The 22,841-nt window shown below is 51.5% G+C and carries 14 protein-coding genes; all 14 read left to right on the top strand.

Features of this window, described 5'->3' with window-relative positions; all coding sequences use genetic code 11:
• A partial coding sequence (locus tag Q0294_RS10440) for a DUF1549 and DUF1553 domain-containing protein (protein WP_299464466.1) occupies positions 1–3,726 on the top strand: 3,726 nt, incomplete at its 5' end.
• Between the two features lie 80 nt (positions 3,727–3,806).
• Positions 3,807–5,276 carry a DUF1501 domain-containing protein gene (locus Q0294_RS10435; RefSeq protein ID WP_299464463.1) on the top strand — a complete coding sequence of 490 codons (1,470 nt, stop codon included), beginning with the start codon at positions 3,807–3,809 and terminating at the stop codon, positions 5,274–5,276.
• Between the two features lie 254 nt (positions 5,277–5,530).
• Complete coding sequence (locus tag Q0294_RS10430) at positions 5,531–6,631, top strand: DNA alkylation repair protein (protein WP_299464460.1); 1,101 nt, start codon at positions 5,531–5,533, stop codon at positions 6,629–6,631.
• Between the two features lie 282 nt (positions 6,632–6,913).
• Positions 6,914–9,088, top strand: coding sequence for a PQQ-binding-like beta-propeller repeat protein (locus tag Q0294_RS10425; RefSeq protein ID WP_299464457.1), 2,175 nt, complete (start codon positions 6,914–6,916; stop codon positions 9,086–9,088).
• A gap of 40 nt (positions 9,089–9,128) precedes the next feature.
• Entirely contained in the window at positions 9,129–9,983 is an 855-nt protein-coding gene (locus tag Q0294_RS10420) for an SIMPL domain-containing protein (RefSeq protein WP_299464453.1), read from the top strand.
• A gap of 69 nt (positions 9,984–10,052) precedes the next feature.
• A complete protein-coding gene (locus Q0294_RS10415) occupies positions 10,053–11,096 on the top strand; it encodes a prenyltransferase/squalene oxidase repeat-containing protein (RefSeq protein WP_299464450.1) in 1,044 nt (347 codons plus the stop codon).
• A gap of 171 nt (positions 11,097–11,267) precedes the next feature.
• On the top strand, positions 11,268–12,293 hold the full coding sequence (locus Q0294_RS10410) for a MoxR family ATPase (protein ID WP_299464470.1): 1,026 nt from the start codon (positions 11,268–11,270) through the stop codon (positions 12,291–12,293).
• Positions 12,271–13,266, top strand: coding sequence for a DUF58 domain-containing protein (locus tag Q0294_RS10405; RefSeq protein WP_299464448.1), 996 nt, complete (start codon positions 12,271–12,273; stop codon positions 13,264–13,266). The genes Q0294_RS10410 and Q0294_RS10405 overlap by 23 nt, the downstream gene beginning before the upstream one ends.
• A 26-nt stretch (positions 13,267–13,292) precedes the next feature.
• On the top strand, positions 13,293–15,434 hold the full coding sequence (locus tag Q0294_RS10400; protein WP_299464445.1) for a BatA domain-containing protein: 2,142 nt from the start codon (positions 13,293–13,295) through the stop codon (positions 15,432–15,434).
• Positions 15,435–15,450: 16 nt separating this feature from the next.
• Positions 15,451–17,865: a vWA domain-containing protein gene (locus tag Q0294_RS10395; protein WP_299464442.1), complete on the top strand. Its 2,415-nt coding sequence runs from the start codon at positions 15,451–15,453 to the stop codon at positions 17,863–17,865.
• 23 nt (positions 17,866–17,888) lie between these two features.
• Complete coding sequence (locus Q0294_RS10390) at positions 17,889–20,105, top strand: hypothetical protein (protein WP_299464439.1); 2,217 nt, start codon at positions 17,889–17,891, stop codon at positions 20,103–20,105.
• Positions 20,106–20,158: 53 nt separating this feature from the next.
• On the top strand, positions 20,159–21,619 hold the full coding sequence (locus Q0294_RS10385) for a hypothetical protein (RefSeq protein WP_299464436.1): 1,461 nt from the start codon (positions 20,159–20,161) through the stop codon (positions 21,617–21,619).
• On the top strand, positions 21,619–22,278 hold the full coding sequence (locus tag Q0294_RS10380; RefSeq protein ID WP_299464432.1) for a hypothetical protein: 660 nt from the start codon (positions 21,619–21,621) through the stop codon (positions 22,276–22,278). The genes Q0294_RS10385 and Q0294_RS10380 overlap by 1 nt, the downstream gene beginning before the upstream one ends.
• A gap of 25 nt (positions 22,279–22,303) precedes the next feature.
• A partial coding sequence (locus Q0294_RS10375; RefSeq protein WP_299464429.1) for a hypothetical protein occupies positions 22,304–22,841 on the top strand: 538 nt, incomplete at its 3' end.

Genomic DNA, 22,841 nt, shown 5'->3' with positions numbered 1-22,841 from the left:
GCCACCGCAGGGCAAGATGGTCAAGTCAGGCTGTATGAAACCAAGACGGGAACACTGAAAAAAGCATTTGTGCCAGTACCCCTGCAAACCAGCCAGACGCCGGTGGCTCAGGAAACAGCATCCAGCCAGAAACGAAAACTGGTTGTGGTCGATGTGAATCAGAAAAAACTGCCTGCCGAAACTTTTTCGAATGTTGATCCCCTTGTAAAGCTGGAAATCCAGCCTGCGGCCGGCACGATTGCACAAAAGTATGATACGATCCAGTTTCTCGTGATTGGTCATTTAAAGTCCGGAGCCAAAACAGATCTGACACGTCTGGCAAAAATGGATGTGAACAATAAAGAAATCATCCATGTCTCACCAACGGGTCTGGTACGGGCGTTTCAGCCGGGAACGGCAGACGTCAGTTTCAGTCTGCAGGGACAACAGGCAACTTCCAAAATTACCGTAGCAGCATTTCCGGCAGCTTACCGACCTGATTACTGGCGCGATGTCGCGCCGGCCTTTACAAAAATGGGCTGTAATTCCGGGCTCTGTCATGGAGCAAATAAGGGAAAAGACGGTTTTAAACTTTCCTTGAGAGGCACCGATGATCTCTTCGATTTAAGGGCGTTCACCGATGACCTCAAATCGCGACGCGTGAATCTGGCATCACCTGAACAAAGTCTGATTTTGTTGAAAGCCATCGCCGAAGTTCCGCATAAAGGCGGTCAGGTGGCAATCGCCGGTGATGCGCATTATGAAATTGTGTCGTCCTGGATCAAAGAGGGAACACCTTTGAAAGAGGATGCGCCTCGGGTAGCCAGTATTCAGATTTCTCCCGAAAACCCCGTTGTCCCGCGGGCAGGTCTGCTACAGCAGTTCCGGGTGCTGGCCACGTATAACAATGGCGAAATTCGTGATGTCACTTCCGATTCGTTTATCGACTGCAGTAATATCGAAATCGCCAAAATGCATCATGGCGGTATTGCGGAAGTGCTCAGACGGGGGGAAGCGCCTCTGCTGGCCCGCTATGAAGGCAAGTATGCCGCGACGACCGTGACCGTCATGGGAGATCGTTCGGAGTTTGCCTGGAAACAGCTTCCGGTCTACAACTATATTGATGAACTGGTCGATAATAAACTCAAGAAAACCAAGACTCTGCCCTCGGATCTCTGTACCGATGCGGAATTTATTCGCCGGATTTACATCGACTTAACCGGGCTGCCTCCCACAATTGATGATGTCAAAGCGTTTCTGGCTGACAAACGCGAGTCGAATCTCAAACGAAATGCACTGATTGATCATCTGCTGAGCAGCAAGGATTTTGTTGAACACTGGACGAACAAATGGGCTGACCTGCTACAGGTCAATCGAAAATATCTGGGGACCGAAGGATCCAAACTCTTCCGGGACTGGATCCAAAAATCCGTGGCCGATAACGTTCCCTACGATCAGTTCGCCTATCAGGTTCTCTCTGCTTCTGGTTCCAATAAAGAGTTTCCCGCTGCTTCGTATTTCAAGATTCATCGTACTCCCGAAGACACGATGGAAAACACGACGCATTTATTTCTGTCCATCCGCTTTAACTGCAATAAATGCCATGACCATCCGTTTGAGCGTTGGACTCAAGACCAATATTACGAAACATCGGCTTTCTTCGCTCAGTTAGGGCTGAAGAATGCTCCAGAGAGTAAGGGACGGACGATTGGCGGTACCGCCGTCGAAAGTGGGAAACCTTTATTCGAAGTCGTCTTCGATAAAACAGAAGGCGAAATGATTCACGAACGGACCGGCGCAAAAACCGCACCCAAGTTCCCCTACCCTGCCGAATTCAAGGCAGTGGAAAAAGAACTTTCGCGGCGTGAACAACTCGCACGCTGGATTACCTCGCGCGACAATCAATATTTTGCCAAAGCCTATGCGAATCGCCTGTGGGGTTATCTCACCGGGACCGGCCTGATTGAACCGATCGACGATATTCGTGCCGGAAATCCACCTTCGAATCCGGAACTGTTAGAGCGGCTCACCGCCGACTTTTTAGAGCATAATTTTGACATTCGGCATATGATGCGTGTGATTTGTCAATCGAGGACTTATCAGCTTTCGATTGCGTCAAATCAATGGAATGAAGACGATACCATCAACTTCTCGCATGCCAAGGCACGTCGATTACCTGCAGAGGTGCTGTACGATTCACTCTGTCGTGTTACCGGTTCGGTATCTGACATTCCCGGTGTTCCCGCCGGAACGCGTGCCGCCGAACTTCCGGATGTCGGCTTCGAACTGAAAAGTGACTTTCTGGCGAAATTTGGACGGGCGCAACGTGAGAGTCCCTGTGAGTGCGAACGGTCGTCCGGTGTCGAACTGGGCCCCGTGATGGCTTTGATCAGCGGGCCTACGGTCGGAAACGCCATCAGTGATCCGAACAATGCATTAAATAAGCTGGTTCATGAGGAAAAGGACGATCGGGCTTTGGTGGATTCCATTTTCCTGCGAGTTCTGAGTCGCCCGGCGACAGATCAGGAAAAACTGGAGGGAGTCAAATTGATCCAACAGCAGATTCAGAGCGAGAACCAGGCTTTGATCAAAGAACTGGCCGCATACGAAAAGGGGGTGTCGGCTGAAGTGATCAAACAGGAAAATCAACGCGTCAAAAATCTGCAGGATGCGCAGCATTCTGTTACGACGTTCGAACAAGCAATTGCGCCACGGGAAGCCTGGTTGAATCAGGAACAGAAAGAACGCACGGATCAATTACAAAAAACATTGTCCGAATATCAAAAGGCGCTACAAAGCAAAATTGCCACTTGGGAAAAAGAAGCAGCAACCGGTTCTCAGTGGGTGCCGCTCAAACCGGAATCACTCACCGCGACCAATGAAGCCACTCTGGAGTTGCAGCCGGACCTTGCCGTCCTGGCAAAAGGCAAGAATGGCAAAGGCGATTATCAAATCGTGGCCCATACGGATTTGAAGGATCTCTCGGCAGTACGTCTGGAAGTTTTGACGGATGATTCATTACCCCAAAAAGGCCCTGGTCGCTCCGCGGATGGAAATTTTGTTTTGAACGAATTCGAAGTTTATGCGGCTCCAAAATCGAAACCGGATCAGAAAACGAAATTGACTCTGTCAAACCCGCAGGCTGATTTCAGTCAGAATGTCTACGCGGTGGCAACGGCCATTGATGGCAAGGTGAATCCGGGCAATGATGGTTGGGCAGTCTCCCCGCAGATCGGCAAAGCACATATGGCGAGTTTCGATATTCAATCGAAGGTTGCAGCCGACGATCAGGGAACCATTCTGACTTTTGTCATGAAACAGCACTTTAGCAGCAATACACATTCTATTGGACGTTTCCGGCTTTCCGTCACAAACACTGCCGGTCCAACGACTTTGGATAAACATCCCGCAGAAATTCAGAAAATTCTGGCGAAGCAGCTGGATCAAAGAAACGCAGACGAGAAAAAGAAACTGTTCGAATACTACAGCAAGTCCGATAGTCAGATACAGGCACAAATAAAAGCTGTGGCAGACAGTAAACAGCCGCGTCCGACAGATCCGAAACTGGTCGAATTGCGAAACCATCTGATGACGATGCAGAGTGTGCGTCCGGTCGATCGGAAGTTGACTCGTTTACGAAATGACGTTCAGTTGAGTGCGGAACAGGTGAAACAGAATCGTTTAATGGCAGCACAGGACTTGACCTGGGCACTGATCAACAGCCCGGCGTTTCTGTTTAATCATTAAGAGCTGTTTCAAACGTGATATCACAGGCTGATGGATACAATACTAAAACCGATCTCTAACAGAAGTGAGGAGATACTGAAATGCTGATCATTCCAGGTCAACCAGGCAAGGAAGTGTGCGAGGCTCGTAATCAGATATCACGTCGTGATTTGTTGCGGGTAGGTGGTTCCAGCATGATGGGCATGGGACTGGGTTCCATGCTGCAGCTTCAGGAAGCCGCTGCGAACAATAATGAAGGAGGCGGCCCCGGCTGGGCGAAAGCCAAAAGTGTGATTTTGATTTTCCTGCAAGGCGGCCCCAGCCATCTCGATTTATGGGACCCCAAAGAAAACGTACCCGATAACGTTCGCAGTGTGTTCAAGCCGATTCCAACCAAGATCCCCGGAGTGCAGTTCACGGAACTGCTGTCGAATCTGGCTCAAAACAACGATAAATTCACGATGATCCGGTCGATGAGCTACACACCCAAAGGGCTCTTCAATCATACCGCCGCCATCTATCAGATGTTAACAGGCTACACGACTGATAAAGTCAGCCCTTCCGGTCAGTTGGAGCCACCCAGCCCCAAAGACTTTCCGAACTTTGGCTCGAACATTATTCGGCTGCAACCGCCTGAAGTTTCGATGCTGCCGTTTGTGATGCTGCCCCGCCCGCTTCAGGAAAGTAATGTGGTCGGTAAAGCAGGAACGGCAGGCTTTTTGGGACGTGCCTATGATCCTTATTATTTGTATCCGCCGGGAGATGACCTGGATATGAATAAAATGGACAAGATCAGCGTGGATGATCTCAAGTTGCGTCCCGATGTATTCACTTCCCGCCTGCAACGCCGCGCAAGTCTGCGAGACACGCTCAATAAAGGGATGCCGCAGATTAATAAAGCAGTCCAGGATTACAAACTGGATAAATATTATTCACGCGCTTTGGATCTGGTCATTTCCGGGCGTGCCCGTGACGCGTTTGCCCTGGATCAGGAATCGGACGCCGTCCGCGATCAATACGGGCGAAACACGTTTGGACAAAGTCTGCTGCTCGCACGTCGGCTCGTCGAAGCCGGAACCCGTGTGGTGGAAGTGGTCTGGCCGAAAGTCGCTAATTCGGACAATCATTCCTGGGACGTACATACCGGTCTCACCAATCGCTTAAAAAATCAGTCGGCCCCGATGTTCGATCAGGGACTGGCGAGTCTGATCGCTGATCTCTACGACCGTGGTACACTGGATGAGACTCTGGTCGTCGCCGTGGGTGAATTTGGCAGAAGCCCGCAGCGCGGCGTGAGTACGTCGGGTAACTCGAACAGCGATGACGGACGCGATCACTGGCCATACTGTTACACTTCACTTCTGGCTGGTGCCGGTATCAAGCGGGGTTATGTGCATGGCGAATCTGATAAGACAGGTTCCAGCCCCCGTAAAGATCCGGTCCATCCCAGTGAATTGCTGGCGACAATCTACCATTCGTTTGGCATTAACCCTGAAACGATTGTCTATAACCACCTGAATCAGCCTCGTGAACTGGTCAAAGCACAGGCAGTGACCAAACTGATGGGATGATGCTGCTGGTGTGGAATTTTAACGACAGGCCCCCTTTCTCAACGAGAGGCGGGCCTGTTTCGTTTCCAGACGGGGCATGGTTACGTTTCTGAACCAATGTTCTAAAACAACGTTGTAAGTTCCGACTGATCATTGATTTGGTCAGGCGGATTTTTTTATGCTGCAATTCTGCTCGGCCCCTGCCCTGTCAATCGTTGTTGCTGAAATGGCACGGGCGGGAATACAAACATACCGATGAATCGAATTTTAAGATTATGGCGAAACCATTAAAAGATAATTACGATCAAACCTATCTCCGTCGATTATCCAAAGAGATTGCGAAAGCGGAACCCGCGTTTCCCAGTCAGAAAATGCTGAAGTTTGTTTTTGATCGGGAATGGGAGCAAAAAGAACTCAAACAGCGCATGCGCCATATCACGCGGGCATTGAAACAGTTTTTGCCGCAAGATTACGGGGCGGCTTTGAACGTGCTCAAACAGGCTGCGCCCCAGTTCGGCGGATTTGAAGCGATGTTTTTCCCCGATTTTGTGGAAGTGTATGGTTTGGACGACTGGGAACCTTCATTAGCGGCGCTGGAGCATTTTACCCGATATTCCAGCAGCGAATTTGCCGTGCGGCCCTTCATTCTGCAAGACTCGAAACGCATGATGCGACAGATGAAAAGCTGGGCGGCTTCGAAGAATGAGCACGTGCGCAGACTGGCTTCTGAGGGAAGCCGTCCCCGTTTACCCTGGGCGATGGCGTTACCGGAATTCAAAAAAGATCCCGGCCCGGTATTACCGATTCTGGAAAAGTTGAAAGCCGATCCCAGTGAATACGTCAGGCGAAGTGTCGCCAACCATCTGAACGACATCTCAAAAGATCACCCGGACCTGGTGATCGATCTGGCGAAAGTGTGGATCGCGGGGAAACCCGAGACGCGCTGGATCGTGAAACATGGCTGTCGTACCCTTTTGAAACAGGGCAAACCCGAGGCGCTGGCCTTATTCGGCTATCATGAACCGCATGCTCTGGAAGTGCAGAAATTTCATCTGACGCCAAAAAAAGTTGCCTGGAGTGGGGAAATTCAGTTTGAGTTTGAACTGGTATCGCAGTCTGCAGAACTGGGGCAGATCCGCGTGGAATATGCAATCGATTTTGTCCGCCAGAAAGGCGTCACTTCGCGAAAAGTCTTCAAAATCTCAGAAGGTGTCTGTTCGGCGTCTGCGAAATTCTATCGGTGTCGGTATTCCTTCAAACCGATCACGACGCGAAGGTATTATCCGGGTTTGCATCGACTGACCATCATCGTCAACGGACAGGAAATGGCAGAGAGGCAATTTCACCTGCTGAGTGAAACGGATTCATCCAACTGACAAAACGAAGGGAAGAGGAAAATCCTTTTCGTGAAAAGTTGATAAAAAATGGAAAAGCCTCCAATTAGTGCTTGAATTCTGAATTGTGCTTTGGTGTACAATGGTGGGTAGACAAAAGACTCGATTGAACAATGTGACACAGTATCCAAAACAGGATAAATTTTTCAGAAGCCGGGAACTCCTATCACCCCACAAGCATCCTGGTTAATGTTCTTTTAGATCGCGCCACTACAATTGATTTCCAAACAAGAGACAGGCCCATTCGAGAGCTAAGGATGGATTATGTTAACTATGGGTGCGCACTTAAAACTTTTTCGACCGGACTACTCGTTCTGTTTTCGGGTGATGATCGCGGTGGCTCTGTTCTTCTCGTCAGGATCCATCGAATCGCTGCACGCTCAGATCGTGATCGCTCAGGCGGTCGCTATGCCTGTGCCTGCTGTTGCTGAAGCGAATGCTGCCTCTCCGCATAAGATGCCGGGTTTCAGTATCTCTGTTGATGAAAAGAAACTGAATCTGCTCGACGATTACGAACGTTATATTCGGCATCGGATGTGGGAAAAAGCATTAACTGCGTTGAAAGAACTTTCGGAAACGAAGTCGACCTCGCAACTGCTTCCGACGGCAGATGGTTTTCTGGTCGATGCCGAATACCGGATTTTTATGGCCCTGGTTTCCCTGCCCGCTGAAGGACGCGAAGCGTTTCGGCTCTTTTTTGATGGCAAAGCACGGAAAGAGTTTGAAGAACTCTCAGCGCAGACCGACGTTTTAACCCCCAAAGCGATCAGTGAAGCCAAAAAAATCTACTCGCAATATTTTTTAACATCAATTGGTGATGATGTTGCCGACTTATTGGGGAACGATGCTTTTGAACGAGGAGAATTCGCCCAGGCCGCGCATTACTGGAGATCGATTCTCGATCACCACTCCGATACGAATCTTTCCGAGATTGATTTGAACGTCAAATATGCGTTGGCGTTGATTCGCAGTCGCCAGCCTGAGCAGGCCGCTGCGAATATTCAGGTAATCTCACAGCAATTTCCCGATAAAAAAGTCACATTGGGAGGCAGCGCTGTTGATCCCGTTGTGTATCTGAAGTCGCTGATTGCAGCGGAACCTGTTCGATCTGATCCTGCCGCAAATCAAATTCCGCAGGAATCGAATTTGATCAATCATCCGGTGAACCTGCAGCAGGGCAAAAATAAACCGCAGTGGCAACTGACGTACCTGGATCAGGCTGCAGTGCAAGCCATTGAGAATTCCCAGTCCGATTATTATGGCCGCGGCAAGTCGTATCAGACTTTTGTCCCACCGCTGGCCGTGGATCAGAAACGTGCTTATATCAATTTTTACGGCGTCTGTTTTGCGGTGGATTTACAGTCCGGAAAACTGGTCTGGCGCAACGCGAAATTTCAGGAACTCGGAAATCACTTTAATAATTACAGCTTTCACCAGTCCAGTAATTTGAAGCAATATCATATCTCTGTCAGCGGCGATGTCGTTCTGGCGACGTTGATCCCGCAGAAAGAGATGAATCACTACCGCGCCCGGTATCGGTTATTCGCTTATCAGGCAGCAACCGGAAAAGAACTCTGGACGTCGAATGCCAGCAATGAAAGTTATATTTCAAAACCGCTGGTGGAGGGAGACCATATTTATGTTGTGTCTCATGCACAAAATAATAAGTTACTCACCTTAAACAGTCTGGCATTGAAATCGGGACGAAAGGAATGGTCGATCCCCCTGGGAACTGCTGTGTCAGGAAATTCGTCGAATGGCATGGAAAAAATGCCGGTTCCGATTTTGCAGAAGCAGGGAGACAACCTGCTGATCCTGACGAATAACGGTGCCTTATTTGAGATTGCGATTCCCACCAAAACCATCAATTGGGTTTTCCGTTATCCTTACAAAGTGAGTCAGGGAAATGAAAACTATTATTATGCTGCCATCGATGAAGAAACGGAATTACACACCGATGGTCAATTGATTCGGGATCAGAACCTGGTTTATTTCAAAGAAGCAGGTGCCGACGAAGTTTATGCATTAGATCTGGCTGCGAAACGGGTCGTCTGGAAGCGTCCGGTGAAAGAATCGGCCCAACTTGTGGGTCTTGATCAGAAAAACGTCTATCTGATGTCGCGTGAGATGGAAGCCCTTGACCGCGAAACGCATGAACTGAACTGGGCCGTTTCCCTGCCGGTTGCTGCCGGAGGATTGAGCGCGCTGATTGCCCCCAAAGGTGCCTGGGTGTTTACCAGTCGTGGAATATTTGAAGTTTCGAAAACAAATGGGGACATTATCAATATCTTCAGGGGGAGTGATCTGACTTCTCTGGGAGGCGCCATAGATCTGCACAACGGGTTGGTGATTTGTGTTTCCAATCAGGCAGTGACCGCCTACTCCATCAGTCCGCAACCGCCTCGCAAAACTTCTGAGAACGAAAAAACAGCCCCTTAAACCCGTAAATGTAATCAAAAACTCGCATATGGAATTTATAATGAGTGGCATGTCCCATCTGATACAGCGTTTGGTTTCTTTCCATCTGGCCCTGTTTTTGTGCTGGGGCGCCAATGTGCCCACCGTTTCTGCTGCCGAGGGAGAGGGGATTACCGTTGTGGGGGTCGGAAGTGTCGAAGCAAAACCTTCGATCGTGGAACTGACCGGCCTGGTGATGGGGCAAGGTCAACTGGCCGGCGATGCAGTTACCAAGTTTCATGGCAACCGCCGCAGAGCCGAAGAGGCGTTCAAAAACCTGAAGATCCCCGGGTTGGAAGTCGTGGAAGAGGGCATGTCGTTATATTCTTCGATGAACGCCAGTCAGATGCAGGCCATGATGCGGGGCATGCCGGTGAATAATTCACAGTCCCAGGAACTTTCTGTTTCCGAAACGCTGAAGCTGCGGTTGACCGGGATTGAAAAATTAAGCTCTCAGGAACTGTTGGAAACGATTGTCAAAATCGTCGATTCAGGTAAAGACGCGGGAGTGGTGATCGGCAACGATACCACGCCGAGTATCCCCGGGTCTTATAATCCGTCCAAAGCCCGAAATACCATGGCGACGTTCAAAATCACGAATGTGGATCAACTGAAAGAACAGGCCTACGCAAAAGCGGTTCAGGATGCAAAAACGCAGGCGGAGAAACTGGCCCGATTGACGGGAGTGAAGCTGGGGAAAGTGATTTCAATTAATGGCGAAGGTGACAGCAATAAAAGTGCAAACGCCGTTTATAACCAGATGATGGCGCAGTATATCGCAGCCGGAATTGCAATTCAGAGTGATGAACAGGCCTCGTCTCTCTTTAAAGCGATTCCGGTTTCGGTGGCAGTGCGTGTAACGTTTTCCATTGAGTAAGTAACAGTCAGTCGGGATGCAAAACGCAATCAGCGTTGCGTGGCAAACAGGAATGAAAACAGGCGTCAAATGAAAAACAATCAACGATGGATGCTCTGTATGTTGTGCGTGGTATTTCTCTGCACGCCGCTCACTGTCCGCGGTGAAGAAATTCTGCCCCGCCATATGACGCCGGCGACTGTGAAATCCATTCAGCGCGGCCTCGATTATCTCGCCAAACAGCAGACCGCGGGCGGCAGTTTTCAAACGACGCAGGACGGAAGTACCTATCCCGTTTCGATGACCTCACTGGCGGGAATCGCGTTTCTGGCGAATGGCAATACTCCCAGCCGTGGTCCGTATGCCGATCAGGTGCGCAAAGCCACCGAATACGTGTTGAGTCAGGCACAGGAGAACGGCCTGATTGCCGCCGGTTCCGAGAATGGCCGTCCGATGTACGGGCATGGTTTCTCGCTCTTATTTCTTTCCAGTGTCTTTGGCATGGAGACCGATGCCAAGGTGCGTGCCCGCATCGCCAAGGTCGTGAAAGACGGAATTCAGTTAACTTCTTCGGGGCAAAGCAACCTGGGGGGCTGGATCTATACTCCCGGCGGCGGCGATGAAGGGAGTGTGACCGTCACGCAAATGCAGGGGCTCCGCGCCGCCCATGACGCCGGTTTTACGGTGCCCAAAAGTACGATTCAAAATGCGATCAAGTATCTGGAACTCTGTCAGACGCCGGAAGGAGGGATCCGATATTCGTATCATTCCGGCAACGATACCCGTCTGCCAATCTCCGCCGCCGCCATTACCTGCCTGTATTCGGCGGGGGAATATGAATCTCCCCTGGCAGAGGAATGTATGAAGTATGTCTATGAGCAGTTTAAAAAACAGAAAACGAATTTCCAGTCGGGGCATTCATTTTATTTGAACCTTTACGCCTCTCAGGCGTTTTATCAGGCGGGCGATGAATACTGGAACGCCTACTTTCCCGGCTTGCGGGACAGTCTGATTAAATCCCAGGCGGCAGACGGAAGCTGGAATGGCGACGGAGTAGGCCCGGTGTTCGGGACCAGCGTGGCTTTGATTGTCATGCAACTGCCTTACAAATACTTACCGATTTATCAACGATGATGTTTCAGAACGCATCACATTTTACCATCGCGTCTCACAATCTATTCGACTCGGTACAAAAGGCCTGGGAGACGCTACAGTAAAACGGGACACAGTCTAACGAAAATAACCGGCCTGTCAGGCGGGTAGAACAGGGAGTGAATCTTGTCAGAGATTAAAACAGCACCAGATATGGAGGCTTTGGAAAAACTCAAAGTCGCCCAGGAACGAATTCGCAAACAGATCCGCACGGTGGTGATCGGCCAGGATGAAGTGGTGGAACAGTTGCTGGTCAGCATTCTCGCCGGCGGCCATTGTATTCTGGAAGGGGTCCCCGGCCTGGCAAAAACGCTGCTCGTTTCGACGTTAGCCAAAAGTCTTTCGCTGGACTTTGGCCGCATCCAGTTCACCCCCGACCTGATGCCCGCTGATATTACCGGCACCGATGTGATCTATGAAGATCGGCAGTCCGGCACACGCGAGTTCAAATTTATCGAAGGCCCCATCTTTACGAATCTGCTGCTGGCAGATGAAATCAACCGCACGCCTCCCAAGACGCAGGCTGCTTTACTGCAGGGCATGCAGGAGCGGACGATTTCTGCAGGCACAAAACATTACCAGCTCCCCCGCCCGTTTTTTGTGCTGGCCACTCAGAATCCGATTGAGCAGGAAGGAACGTATCCACTGCCGGAAGCACAGCTGGACCGGTTCCTGATGAAAATTATCGTGAAATATCCTACGCGCGAGGAAGAACGTCTGATCTATAAAACGGTGACTGGTGATGATCAGGCAGAACCCGAGGCCACATTGACGGGAGAAGAAGTGCTGGAACTGCAGCATCTGGTTCGACGTGTGCCCATCAGCGATTTTCTGGTCGATTACACGATGGATCTGATCCGGGCCACGCGACGCGACAGCGAAGATGCACCTGAGTTTATCAATCGCTGGGTACTCTGGGGCGCCGGTCCGCGTGGCGGTCAGTCTTTAATCCTGGCCGCGAAAGCCAGAGCTGCCTTATACGGACGGCCGGAAGTTTCGGTGGAAGATTTGCAGACGGTTGCCAAAGCCGTTTTGCGTCACCGGATTGTGTTGTCTTACAACGCCGAATCAGAGGGACAGACAGCGGATACGGTCATCGAAAGACTGATCGAGGAGACCCCGTTGCATCAGAGCGCCGCCGGAAAGGACGGGCAGTTTGAACGAATACTTAAATCCTGAAATTATCGGACGAATTGCCGGGATTGGTTTTAAAACGCGACAACCGGTGGAAGGTACGATTGCCGGTCTGCATCGTAGCCCGTTGCACGGCCTCTCGCCCGAATTCGCCGATTATCGCAGTTACACACCCGGTGATGATTTGAAAAATCTGGACTGGAAAGCCTACGCGCGTTCCGACCGGTTTTATATCAAACGCTTTGAAGAGGAATCGAATTTACGAGCCGTATTTATCGTCGATTCGTCGGCGTCGATGGCCTATGGTGAGCCTGCGTTTTCCAAGTATGATTGTGCTGCCACGATTGCCGTCTCGTTGTCGGCAGTCTTATTAAAACAGCGGGACGCCGTCGGGCTGGCGATTTTAAATGACCGCGTGCAGGAAGATCTGAAAACCGGCAGCACTCCCTCTCATCTCGCGAAATTTATGGAAGTGTTACAGCGGACCAAACTGGTGGGAGAAACCGACATTGGTCCGGCGGTATCGCAGGTCGCCGATCAGATTCACCGGCGGGGTGTGGTGGTGGTGCTTTCGGATCTGCTGACTCCCCTGGACCGGTTTTATGAATCACTGGGCAAGCTGCAGCATGCCGGACATGAGGTCATCGTGATGCATATCCTGCATCGCGATGAAGTGGAGATGCCTTTCAAAGATTCTGTGATTTTCAAAGACATCGAAGGGGACGAAGAAATCTTCGCAGAGCCCTGGGCCTTTCATAAAGCCTACCAGGCAGCCATGGAACAGTTTATTCAGGAAACAAGACTGCGTTGTCAGTATTGCGGCATTGATTACCTGCCGGTATTGACGGATGAAAATCTGGGAGTCGTCCTGAGCAGTTATTTACACAATCGTCAGTTTGCGGGAACGAAAACGCATCGCGGCCGGATGTCTTCGCTCGACAGTCAGCCCGATGTCAAAAAACAGCGTGACGAAATCACTGGAAACTCCCCTGCCCCGGAAATGAACAAACGCCCCTGATCGGAAAGAGAACCTCGAGACCATTTATGCAATTTCTGGCCCCCCTGTTACTGGCGGGAACGGTTCTGGCAACCGCGCCCATCATCATTCACCTGTTAAACCGGCGACGGTTTATCCGCGTGAACTGGGCGCCGATGGAATATCTCAAGCTGACATTAAAGACGAACAAACGCCGCTTGCGACTGGAACAGTGGCTGCTACTCGCGATCAGGACATTGGCGGTATTGGCGCTGTTTTTTGCGGTCGCCCGTCCCATCAGCTCGGGAACAAATCTGGCAGGATTTCTCTCGGTAGAAGGTCGGGCCAGCCGCGTGATTGTAATCGATGATTCGCTCAGCATGTCTTATCAGAACGGCGAACAACCGGCCTTTGAACGGGCCAAAAATGCCGCCCGACAGGTGCTGAACCAGTTGGGCCCGCAGGATTCCGTTTCTGTCGTGCTGGCGTCGAATCCCGCGCAGACGCTGGTGCGGACGGCGCATCTGGAAGAGAACGAACGCAACAAACTCATCGCGCGAATCAACGAACTGTCCAACTGTCAGATGGCCAGCCACTGGATTTCGACTCTGGAAGACATCGACCGCCAGTTACAGGAAGCAACCTTTCCCGTCAAAGAGGTCATTATCGTGACTGATCTCTGGGCGGCCGGCTGGACGGTTGAAGTCCGCGATTTGTTTGACCGCTGGTCGCAGGAACAAGTCACCGTGCGGTTTATTGATATCGGCGAAAACCCCGCCGGTAACCGGGTCCTGCATTCGCTGGAACTGGACAGTCGGATTGCGCTGGTGGATCAGGAAGTGAAACTGACGGCGGTGATTGAAAATGCGGGTGAGGAGCCGCTGAAGTATGGACAGGCACTGCTGACCGTCGATGGGAATGTGACACCGGTGACACTGCCGGAAATTCCCGCCGATAAAACCGTTGAAGTCCCCGTCACAGTGCGCTTTGATCAGGCGGGACAGCATGTGGTGACACTGAGCATCCCCGCCGACAAATTGCTGGCGGATAACATTCAGCGAAAAATTATCAATGTAAGACAACTGGTGGATGTGGTGCTCGTGGATGGCGAACCGGGGCTCAATCCGTTTGACAGTGAGACTGATTTTCTGGCGCTGGCCCTCTCGGCCGGCAATTCCAATTGGCAGGTGACGCAGTCGGAAAGCTCGACCTGGAAAACACAACTGTTAACGGCTCCCGATCTGATTGTGCTGGCGAATGTAGATCAATTATCGAAAGAGCGCGTCAAGGAACTGGAAGAACTGGTGTCGCTGGGAACCGGGCTGATGATTTTCGCCGGCGATCAGTGTGATCTGGAACTCTATAATGAACGACTTTTTAAAGGGGGCAAAGGTCTCCTGCCGGCCCGCATTCATCAGATTCGCGATTTGTCGTCTCAGGGGCTGGTGATCGAGCCCATAGCTGATTCGCCGATTGAAATGCTCAAAGGGCTCACGCCGGAACTTCTGAGTCGGGTCCGCCCCCGCCGTTTTGCCGATGTGACCCTGGATCCCAATTCAGACCAGCAGCAGGTACGCGTGCTGGCCCGCTGGAATGATGCCCAGCAGTCACCGGCGGTCCTCGAAAAACGCTTCGGTGAGGGACGCGTAATGTTCTGGACGATTACCGCCGACAAAAGCTGGAGCGATTGGCCGGCGGAAGCCAGTTTTGTGCTGGCGATGCGCGTGGCGGCCCAGGAAATCGCTGCGGAAATTCAACGAGGCGAGAACCTGACCGCCGGAGAACCGATTCACTACGAACTGGAAACGATTACCGCACCGCAATCTGGCGAACTGCTCTGGCTGGATCAGGAGTCAAGCCCGCTGGAGATCACGTTCGGGACCATAAATGAAACAAAAACAATGTTAAGTTCTGCTCCGATTCGTTTTGCCGGTGTGGTGGAAGCGACGTGGAAGGATACACAACTCGGCGATCAGACACAGAAATTCGCGATCAATGCGAATGTGGAAGATTCACTTCAGAAAAAACTGGATGAGCAGGCGTTGCAACAGTTTTTAGGACGCATGCCTTTAAAGCTGATTCGATATCAGGGGAAAGAAATGGACCTTTCGACCGAAGGGACCGAGTTGTGGCGGTATCTGGCAGTCCTGTTACTGGGTTGTCTGATCTCAGAAAGCATGCTGGCGACCTGGATTGGTCGGCGGCGGTAAACAGAGAGATTGAAACTTGAAAACGCTTCTGGAAATTCTGTTTGGCATTCAATCTTCGTCCTGGACCGAAGGCGGGCACTGGTCCGCGCAATGGGTGGGGCTGCCGACAGGTGACTGGAGACTCTTATTATTACTGGGAGTTATCGTCTTAATCGCCGGCGGCTGGTGGCTGTATCAACGCGATGCGCAACAGGTTCCGCTGGGCCGTCGCTGTCTGCTGTATGGGATTCGTCTTTCGATTCTCCTGCTGGTGATTGCGATGCTGCTGGAGCCGATTCTGGTGCTCAGCAAAGAGGAAAAAATCCCGTCTCACCTGCTGGTCCTACTCGACACCTCACTTTCCATGTCCTTAAAAGACGCCTGGAAAGACGAAGAGAAAGCGATGGAGGTGTCCCGCAAGCTGGGCATGTCCGCCGACACCGACTCAATGCGGAAAATGAACCGGATACAACTGGCGCAAAAACTGATCGATGAATCGTTTCTCAAAGATCTCGCGGCTGACGGCACGCGTACGGTTCACTTGCACGGCTTTTCCGACAAGTTTGATCCGGAATCGCTGAAGCTGTCCGAGGAATGGCAGACCGGCGGCTCTGCGACGGCGATCGCCAGTTCGCTGCGTCAGGCGCTGCTGGCTTATACGGGGATGCCTTTATCGGGTGTGTTACTGGTCAGCGATGGTCAATCGACGGCGGGTGAGCCTCCCGAAGAAGTCTTGCAGATGCTGTCGGATGAAGGCGTTCCTCTGGTAACGGTTGGTGTTGGCACGACCGACGGCCCGCGGAATGTGGCGATCAGCGAACTGGAAGTCAGCCCGGTGGTGTTTGTGCAGGATTCGAATCAACTGACCGTACATATTGAATCGCGGGGCATGCAGGCAGAATCCGCGACCTTACTGATTGAACAGCGCAGAAACGGCGGCCCCTGGCAGGAATTTATTCGCGAAGAGATCGTGCTCAATCTGGATGGACAGTTGCAGCCCCGGACTTTTCAGTTCAGTGAAACGAAAACCGGGAAGCTGGAATTCCGCGCGAAGATTATGGATACCGGGCCGGAAATTTCCCAGGATGATAATCTGGCATCGGCGGAAGTCCGTGTGATCCGCCAGCGGTTGAATGTGCTGTTTATCGCCGGCTCTACGTTTCCCGAAGTTCAGTTCCTGCGCAACACGTTTCTCCGCGATCGGCAGATTAACCTCTCCTCCTGGCTGATGGCGGCGGATAAAACGTACGAACATCCGGGCGATTTGCCCATTCGTCGTCTGCCGGTCACTCAGGAAGAACTGAATGATTATGACTGTGTGATTCTGTACGATCCCGATCCGACGCAGTGGCCGATCAATTTTCCGGAATTGTTGACCAGTTTTGTCACGAAAGCAGGCGGCGGTCTGGTGTATATCGCGGGAGAAATGCAGACCGCCAACATGTTTGACCGTCAGTCCGATCCGTCACTCAGCTGGTTGAACCTGCTCCCCGTAATCCGTGAGCCGGGACTGTTTCGGTCGCAGGTGCAAATTCGCTTGAGCGCCCGTGCTCCCTGGAAACTGGATGTCACCGATCAGGGATTTCAGGATCCGGTCTTTACCTTTTCGACGGATCGACAGGCAAACGAACAGATTTTAAACAACCTGCCCGGCATGTTCTGGCATTTTCCGGTAACAAAAGCCAAGCCGGGCGCGACCGTGCTCGCTGTCCACGCTGATCCCCGCATGCGGAATGAATATGGTCAGGAAGTGCTGATCGCCTCACAGCGCGTGGGGCCCGGCTGGTCGATTTTTATCGGTTTCGACAGCACGTACCGCTGGCGTTATCTGGATGAACAGTTTTTTGACGGCTTCTGGGCGCGTGTTGTCGATCGGGCCGGTCGCAGTAAACAACTGGGAGGCAACTATCCGTTTCGACTCTCCACCCCCCAGGCCACTTATCAGCCCGGCGGTCAGGCAAAGATTACCGCCCGTTTTCTGGACGAATCACAAATGGAGCCGGGCCTGCAACGATTGTACGGCGATGTGGAACGCGGCGATGATCAGCCGATTCCTTTGACTCTGATCGCAGGCAATAAAGCGGGTGAGTTTTCGGCGACCTTTCCGGTTTCACAACCGGGTACTTATTTTGTGCGGGTCTGGCTGGGAGATGAAGCCGCCGGCGCGTCGGTCAAAGCGGCCACGCTGCCAATCAAGGTCGAATTTCCTAATAAAGAGCTAGAAAATACGGCTCTGGATGAGGCGTTCCTGCAGACGATGGCGGTTTCCACGGGAGGCCGCGTGTATCAGATTTCCGAAGCAAACGAAATTGCGAATGCGTTTAAAATCAAGCAGGTTTCCCGCTTACTCGAAGAACGTCAGGAGATCTGGGACGCCCCGATCTTTTACATTCTGATTTTCGGTTTACTGGTTGCAGAGTGGATTTTGCGGAAATGGTGTCGTCTTATTTAAGGCAGTGATGGAGTTAAAGGTTTATGTCCGGCGTTCAGCGGTCTAACGAGTTCGAAGCGTTGCAAAACACGATTTCCGGAAAACTGGAAACCGTGGGGAGTGCATTGCGCCGTCATACGCTGCTCGAAGCGGCGGCTCGAATTCTCATCGCGGTACTGGGGCTGGCCTGTTTTTCACTCCTGTTTGACTGGTGGCTGGAACTGAGTCTGGTGGCGCGCGTCCTGTATCTGCTGGTGGGGCTCGGCGTCGTCGGTTATCTGCTGTATCAGCACGTTTACCTGCCCTTACGCATTTCCCTTTCTCCGATTGAAATTGCGAATCTGATCGATCAATCGCGCAAGGCGGCACCTCAGCAGGCGATTGCGCCGCGCGTGGCCAGTGTCCTGCAACTGCCCGGTCACCTTGCAGAAACAGCGCAATCACAGCCGATGATTGAACAGGCCGTGCACGCCAATTATCAGCAGCTCAGCCAATATCCGTTTCAGGAATCCATCGATCCACGACATACAAAACATTGTCTGCTGGCGATCCTGGCGGCGTGTCTGGTCCCGCTCTGTTTTATTATCATCCTGCCCGAAACGGCACGGTTGTGGAGTCAGCGGTGGTTGCTTGGTTCAAATGAAGCGTGGCCGCGCAATACGCGGTTATCGGTCGTGGGGCTGAAATACGGTCAATGGATTATCCCGCGCGGCGAAATGGCGACGTTACAGATTCACGCTGAAGATGAAGCAGAAACAACGGAAAGTGTGTGGCTGCATCTGAAAGGAGAAGATGGCGCACAGGAAACGATCACCATGAATCGTTTTCAGGCAGGCGATTTTCGCTATGAGTTTCCCCCGCTGCAGCTTCCGCTTAACGCGTATGCCTGGGGCGGCGATGGCCGGACCGAATCGTTTCAGATCGTTCCCATCGATCGGCCGCGGATTACGGATCTCAAGATCGAAGCGACGCATCCTCGTCTCTCAAAACCATTTGTGTCACATTTCTCTGCCAGTGAGGGAAATCTCAGGTTGTTGCCTCAATCGCAGGTCACGTTGGAATTAACCACAAATGTGAAAGTCAGCCAGATTGACGTTGATTCTGAGGACATTTCGTTACAATGGAAGAGTACAGATGGTAAGCACTTTCAGACGAAATGGACGCATGAGAAGCCGATCAGCTTTAAGTTGACGTTGCACTCAGCGGAACACGAGATCAATTCACATCCCAGACCCGTTTCGATTGGAGTGCAGCCGGATCGCAGTCCCCGTTTGAGTTTTCGTTATTCAGGAGTGCGGCAGCGAATTACAGCCAATGCGACCATTCCGTTCTCCATCATCGCCCGCGATGACTTCGGGATTCGACTGGTGGGCATGACTTCAGAACGGCCTCTGTCTGGAACTGAGGCCAATGGAAAACAGGACGAAGACGCGGCAGCAGAAGAACAGGAATTCGGAGAAACGAACAATCCGGTTTCAGGAAAAGAGGACCCTGAGAAACCGGTTTCAAAAAAAACAGAGCACAAAAAAGAATACCCCGTGTATGGTCCGGCGGACCCTGCTGTGGAAACGGTCATCGATCAGGAAAAACAGGTTTCGATTTCCGAGATGAAATTGAATCCGGGAGCGGTGATTACGTTTCAGAGCCATGCCGAGGATAATTGTTATACCGGAGTACAGAAAACAAGTTCGCGGCAGTTGGTCTTTCGGATTGTGAAGCCGGAAGAACTGTTTCGGGAAATTCTGTTACGACAACAACAGCTTCGTTCCCGTCTGCGGAAAGCGCGGGATCAGGCGGAACAGTTAAGAGACAGTCTCAAGCTGGCAACCAGTCTGGAACAGGCGGCAGACTGGATGAGGCAGCATCAACTGATCCGCCGCGAAGCGGGACAGGTGAGCCATGCGTTGAATGCGTCTGTAGAAGAAATGAAACTGAATCAACTGGGGGGCGAAGAAACCTATCAGTTGATCGAACAAAGTGTGCTCAAGCCGTTACAGAACCTGCATGAGCGCGAAATGGAGCAGCAGCGACAGTCACTGGAAACATTAAGAAGTGAAACCCCTGACCCGATGGAGCAACTCACGTCACGTCAGGATCAGATTCTGGAATCGTTAGATAAAATTCTGAATAACATGGCGCAGTGGGATAGTTTTATTGATGTCGTGAATCAATTAAACGCTGTTATTAAACTGGAACAACTAGTCAAAGAGAAAACGGAAGAACTCAAAAAGAAGCAGGTTGATTCCATTTTTAATAATTAAAATAGAAAACTTTCAGTTGGTTTCAATGACCCCCTGTTACGGAGGTGAGGGAAATGCAGAAAAGGCAGAGACAGATGATTGTGGGACTGGCTTTCGTGGTGGCTTCCACTGCGATGCTGTTCTCGATGGATGCAGCAGAAAAATCAGACGCCGTCTCGAAAGAGACGGAGAAAGCGGCGAGCGGGAAAATCGCGCCGCAGCAGCGGATTCAGTTTGAGCAGGAAAAAGCCAAAGCGCACATGCAGGAACTGGAAGAACGCATGTTTCGGCTCTCGAAGCTCATCAACGAATCCCAGCCGGAAGACGCGGCGCGGCTCCTGCTGGGACTGCGAAAAGCGCGCGAGCAGTTGATCCTGGATCGGATGGGAGAGGCATCGAAGATGCTCGACGACCTGAAACTGGATCAGGCCAGCAAAGAACAGAAGGAAATTCTGGTGCTGCTGGAAGAGTTGAAAAAGCTGCTGTTAACGGCGGATATCGGTCTGGAACTGAAGCTGGAGCAGTTGAGAAAACTGATCGATTCGCGCGAGACGTTAAATAAACTGCTCAAAAAAGAAGAACTGCAGTTTGCCAACACGCTGGATCAGCAGAATAAACAGGAAAACAAAAAAGACCTGAAAGCGCTGGAAACCAGCGAGCAGCGGAATCAGAAAGCGGCTGAAAATCTGGAACAGATGCTGCGCGAATACGGGGCAGGTTCCAAGGGGATCTGCCAATCGCTGGCGGGTGCGGGCAAATGTATGGGGGGCGCCTGTAAAAGTTTAGGTGAATCCAAGCCCAAGCCGGCTTCCGCAGACCAGAAAAAAGCGATCGAACAACTCAGCCAGGCGCAACTGGAAACGAAAAAACTGGAAGAGCAGCTTCGTAAAGAGGTCGAATCGCTGGTGCGGCAGCGGGTCATGGATCAATTACAGGACATGATCACGCAGCAAAAGCAGATTCGTGAAGTGACAGCCAAACTGCAGGATCGTGTCGCGCAGAACCAGAAACAGGCGTTGGCTGCCGTCAGGCGTTTGGCATCGTCCGAAGAGAAAATTATCGATCTCTGTTCAGAGTCGATTGAACTCTGCGAATTGACCCAGTTCAGCATGGTGCTGCCAGTGGCATTGGGAGCGGTTCGCGAGCAGATGGAATTCGTGAATGAGGGTTTGCTCCACGGTAAAGCAGACAAAGCAATGATTGATGATCAACTCCAGATCGAGAAAGATCTCCAGTCACTGCTCGACGCGATGATCGATGCCTCGCGCCCTTCCAACAAACAGGGGGGCCAATGCAAAGGCTGTAAAGGAAACCGGAATAAACTGCTCGCAGAAGTGAAAATGCTGCGGTGGATGCAACAGTCGGTCCATCAGCGGACGGAGAATCTGGATACGCTGATCGATCAGAAAAAGATCACGGAACCCGCACAGCGGGAACGGATCGAGCTACTCTCTGTGCGGCAGAAGGAAATCGATTCCGTCACCGGACGCTTACACAGTATGACTTGTCCTCATTGTCTGGCAGGAGGTGAATGATGAAACAGTGTTCTCTCAAAACACCAGTAATCTGGCGGTGTCTGGCACTGATTGCCTGTTGCGAAATTTGTTCTGGCATCCTGCTGCAGCCAGTGGATGGTGCGGAAACGGTTGCACCTGCGAATGAGACCGCGGTGGAAGCGGTCAAGCCGCAGGCGGTGCCCGGTAAAACAGTGCCGATCACACTGCCGGAAAAGAAAGACCATTTATCAATGGTCCGCGATGATGCCTGGCTGAAAGACCCCTTCAAAAATATTCAGACTGATGTGAAGTCGGTCATTACCGATTTTGACAAAGGCCAGACGAAACAGCCTGTCAAAACGACTCAGCCCCGGATTATCACCCGCCTGGATACCTTGATTGAAATGCTGGAAAAATCGTGTAAAAGCGGCAGTGGTGGTGCCGGCCCAAATCCCACCCGGCCTGCGAATTCCTCGACATTAGCGGGAGGCCCCGGCGGTCAGGGGGAATTGAAAGCGCCTGACAAAAAGGGACGCAACTGGGCCGATCTGACGCCGAAACAACGCGAAAAGATTCTGCAGTCCCGCACGGAAGGTTTTCCGCCCGGGTATGAAGATATTCTGGCAGATTATTTTCGGCGTTTAGCCCGCAATCAGGCCGTCGATAAGAATTCCACCACTCCTGAAAAACAAAAGTAAAACGATGTATTTGAAGCAGACGCTGATGAAAATCGATTCCATGTTCTCTGTATTGTTTTGCACGCTGTGCATCACCGTCTGCGGTACTGCTTTGGCAGATGAAATCCTGCTCTATGATGGTAAGAAAATCACAGGGGAAATTCGTGCCATTGACTCGAAAGCGATGACGGTTCAAGTGGGGGATGCATCACGAATCGTGAATATCTTTGATGTGACTTCCTATCAGTTTATTCAGCCTGCCTTGCCTGAAAAGGTCAGCCAGTTACTGATCGATGGGGAGAAACCCAGCTATGCCCAGGGGCCGCGGACGGCAAAAGTGAAACTCCGGAAAGGCTTTCATCGTTTTACGCTCCCCTATTATCATACGGTGGGGCTGGCAAAACTGAATATTACGCTGGCGGGGCCGGGCATGAAAAATGCCGAGGTTCCCAAAGAGATGTTGTATCGAGTCAATGACGAGGTTCGTGCGATTCCTTCCAAAGACTATCTGGTGGATCAAGAGGGCTTTCGTTTACCTCTGAATCTGACGAAAACGGAACAATATGTTGCCTATCGCCTGATGG

The sequence above is a fragment of the uncultured Gimesia sp. genome (genome assembly GCF_937919775.1).
GTDB lineage: Bacteria > Planctomycetota > Planctomycetia > Planctomycetales > Planctomycetaceae > Gimesia.
Note: the sequence above shows the minus strand (reverse complement) of the source record. Positions and strands in the feature narration are given on the sequence as shown.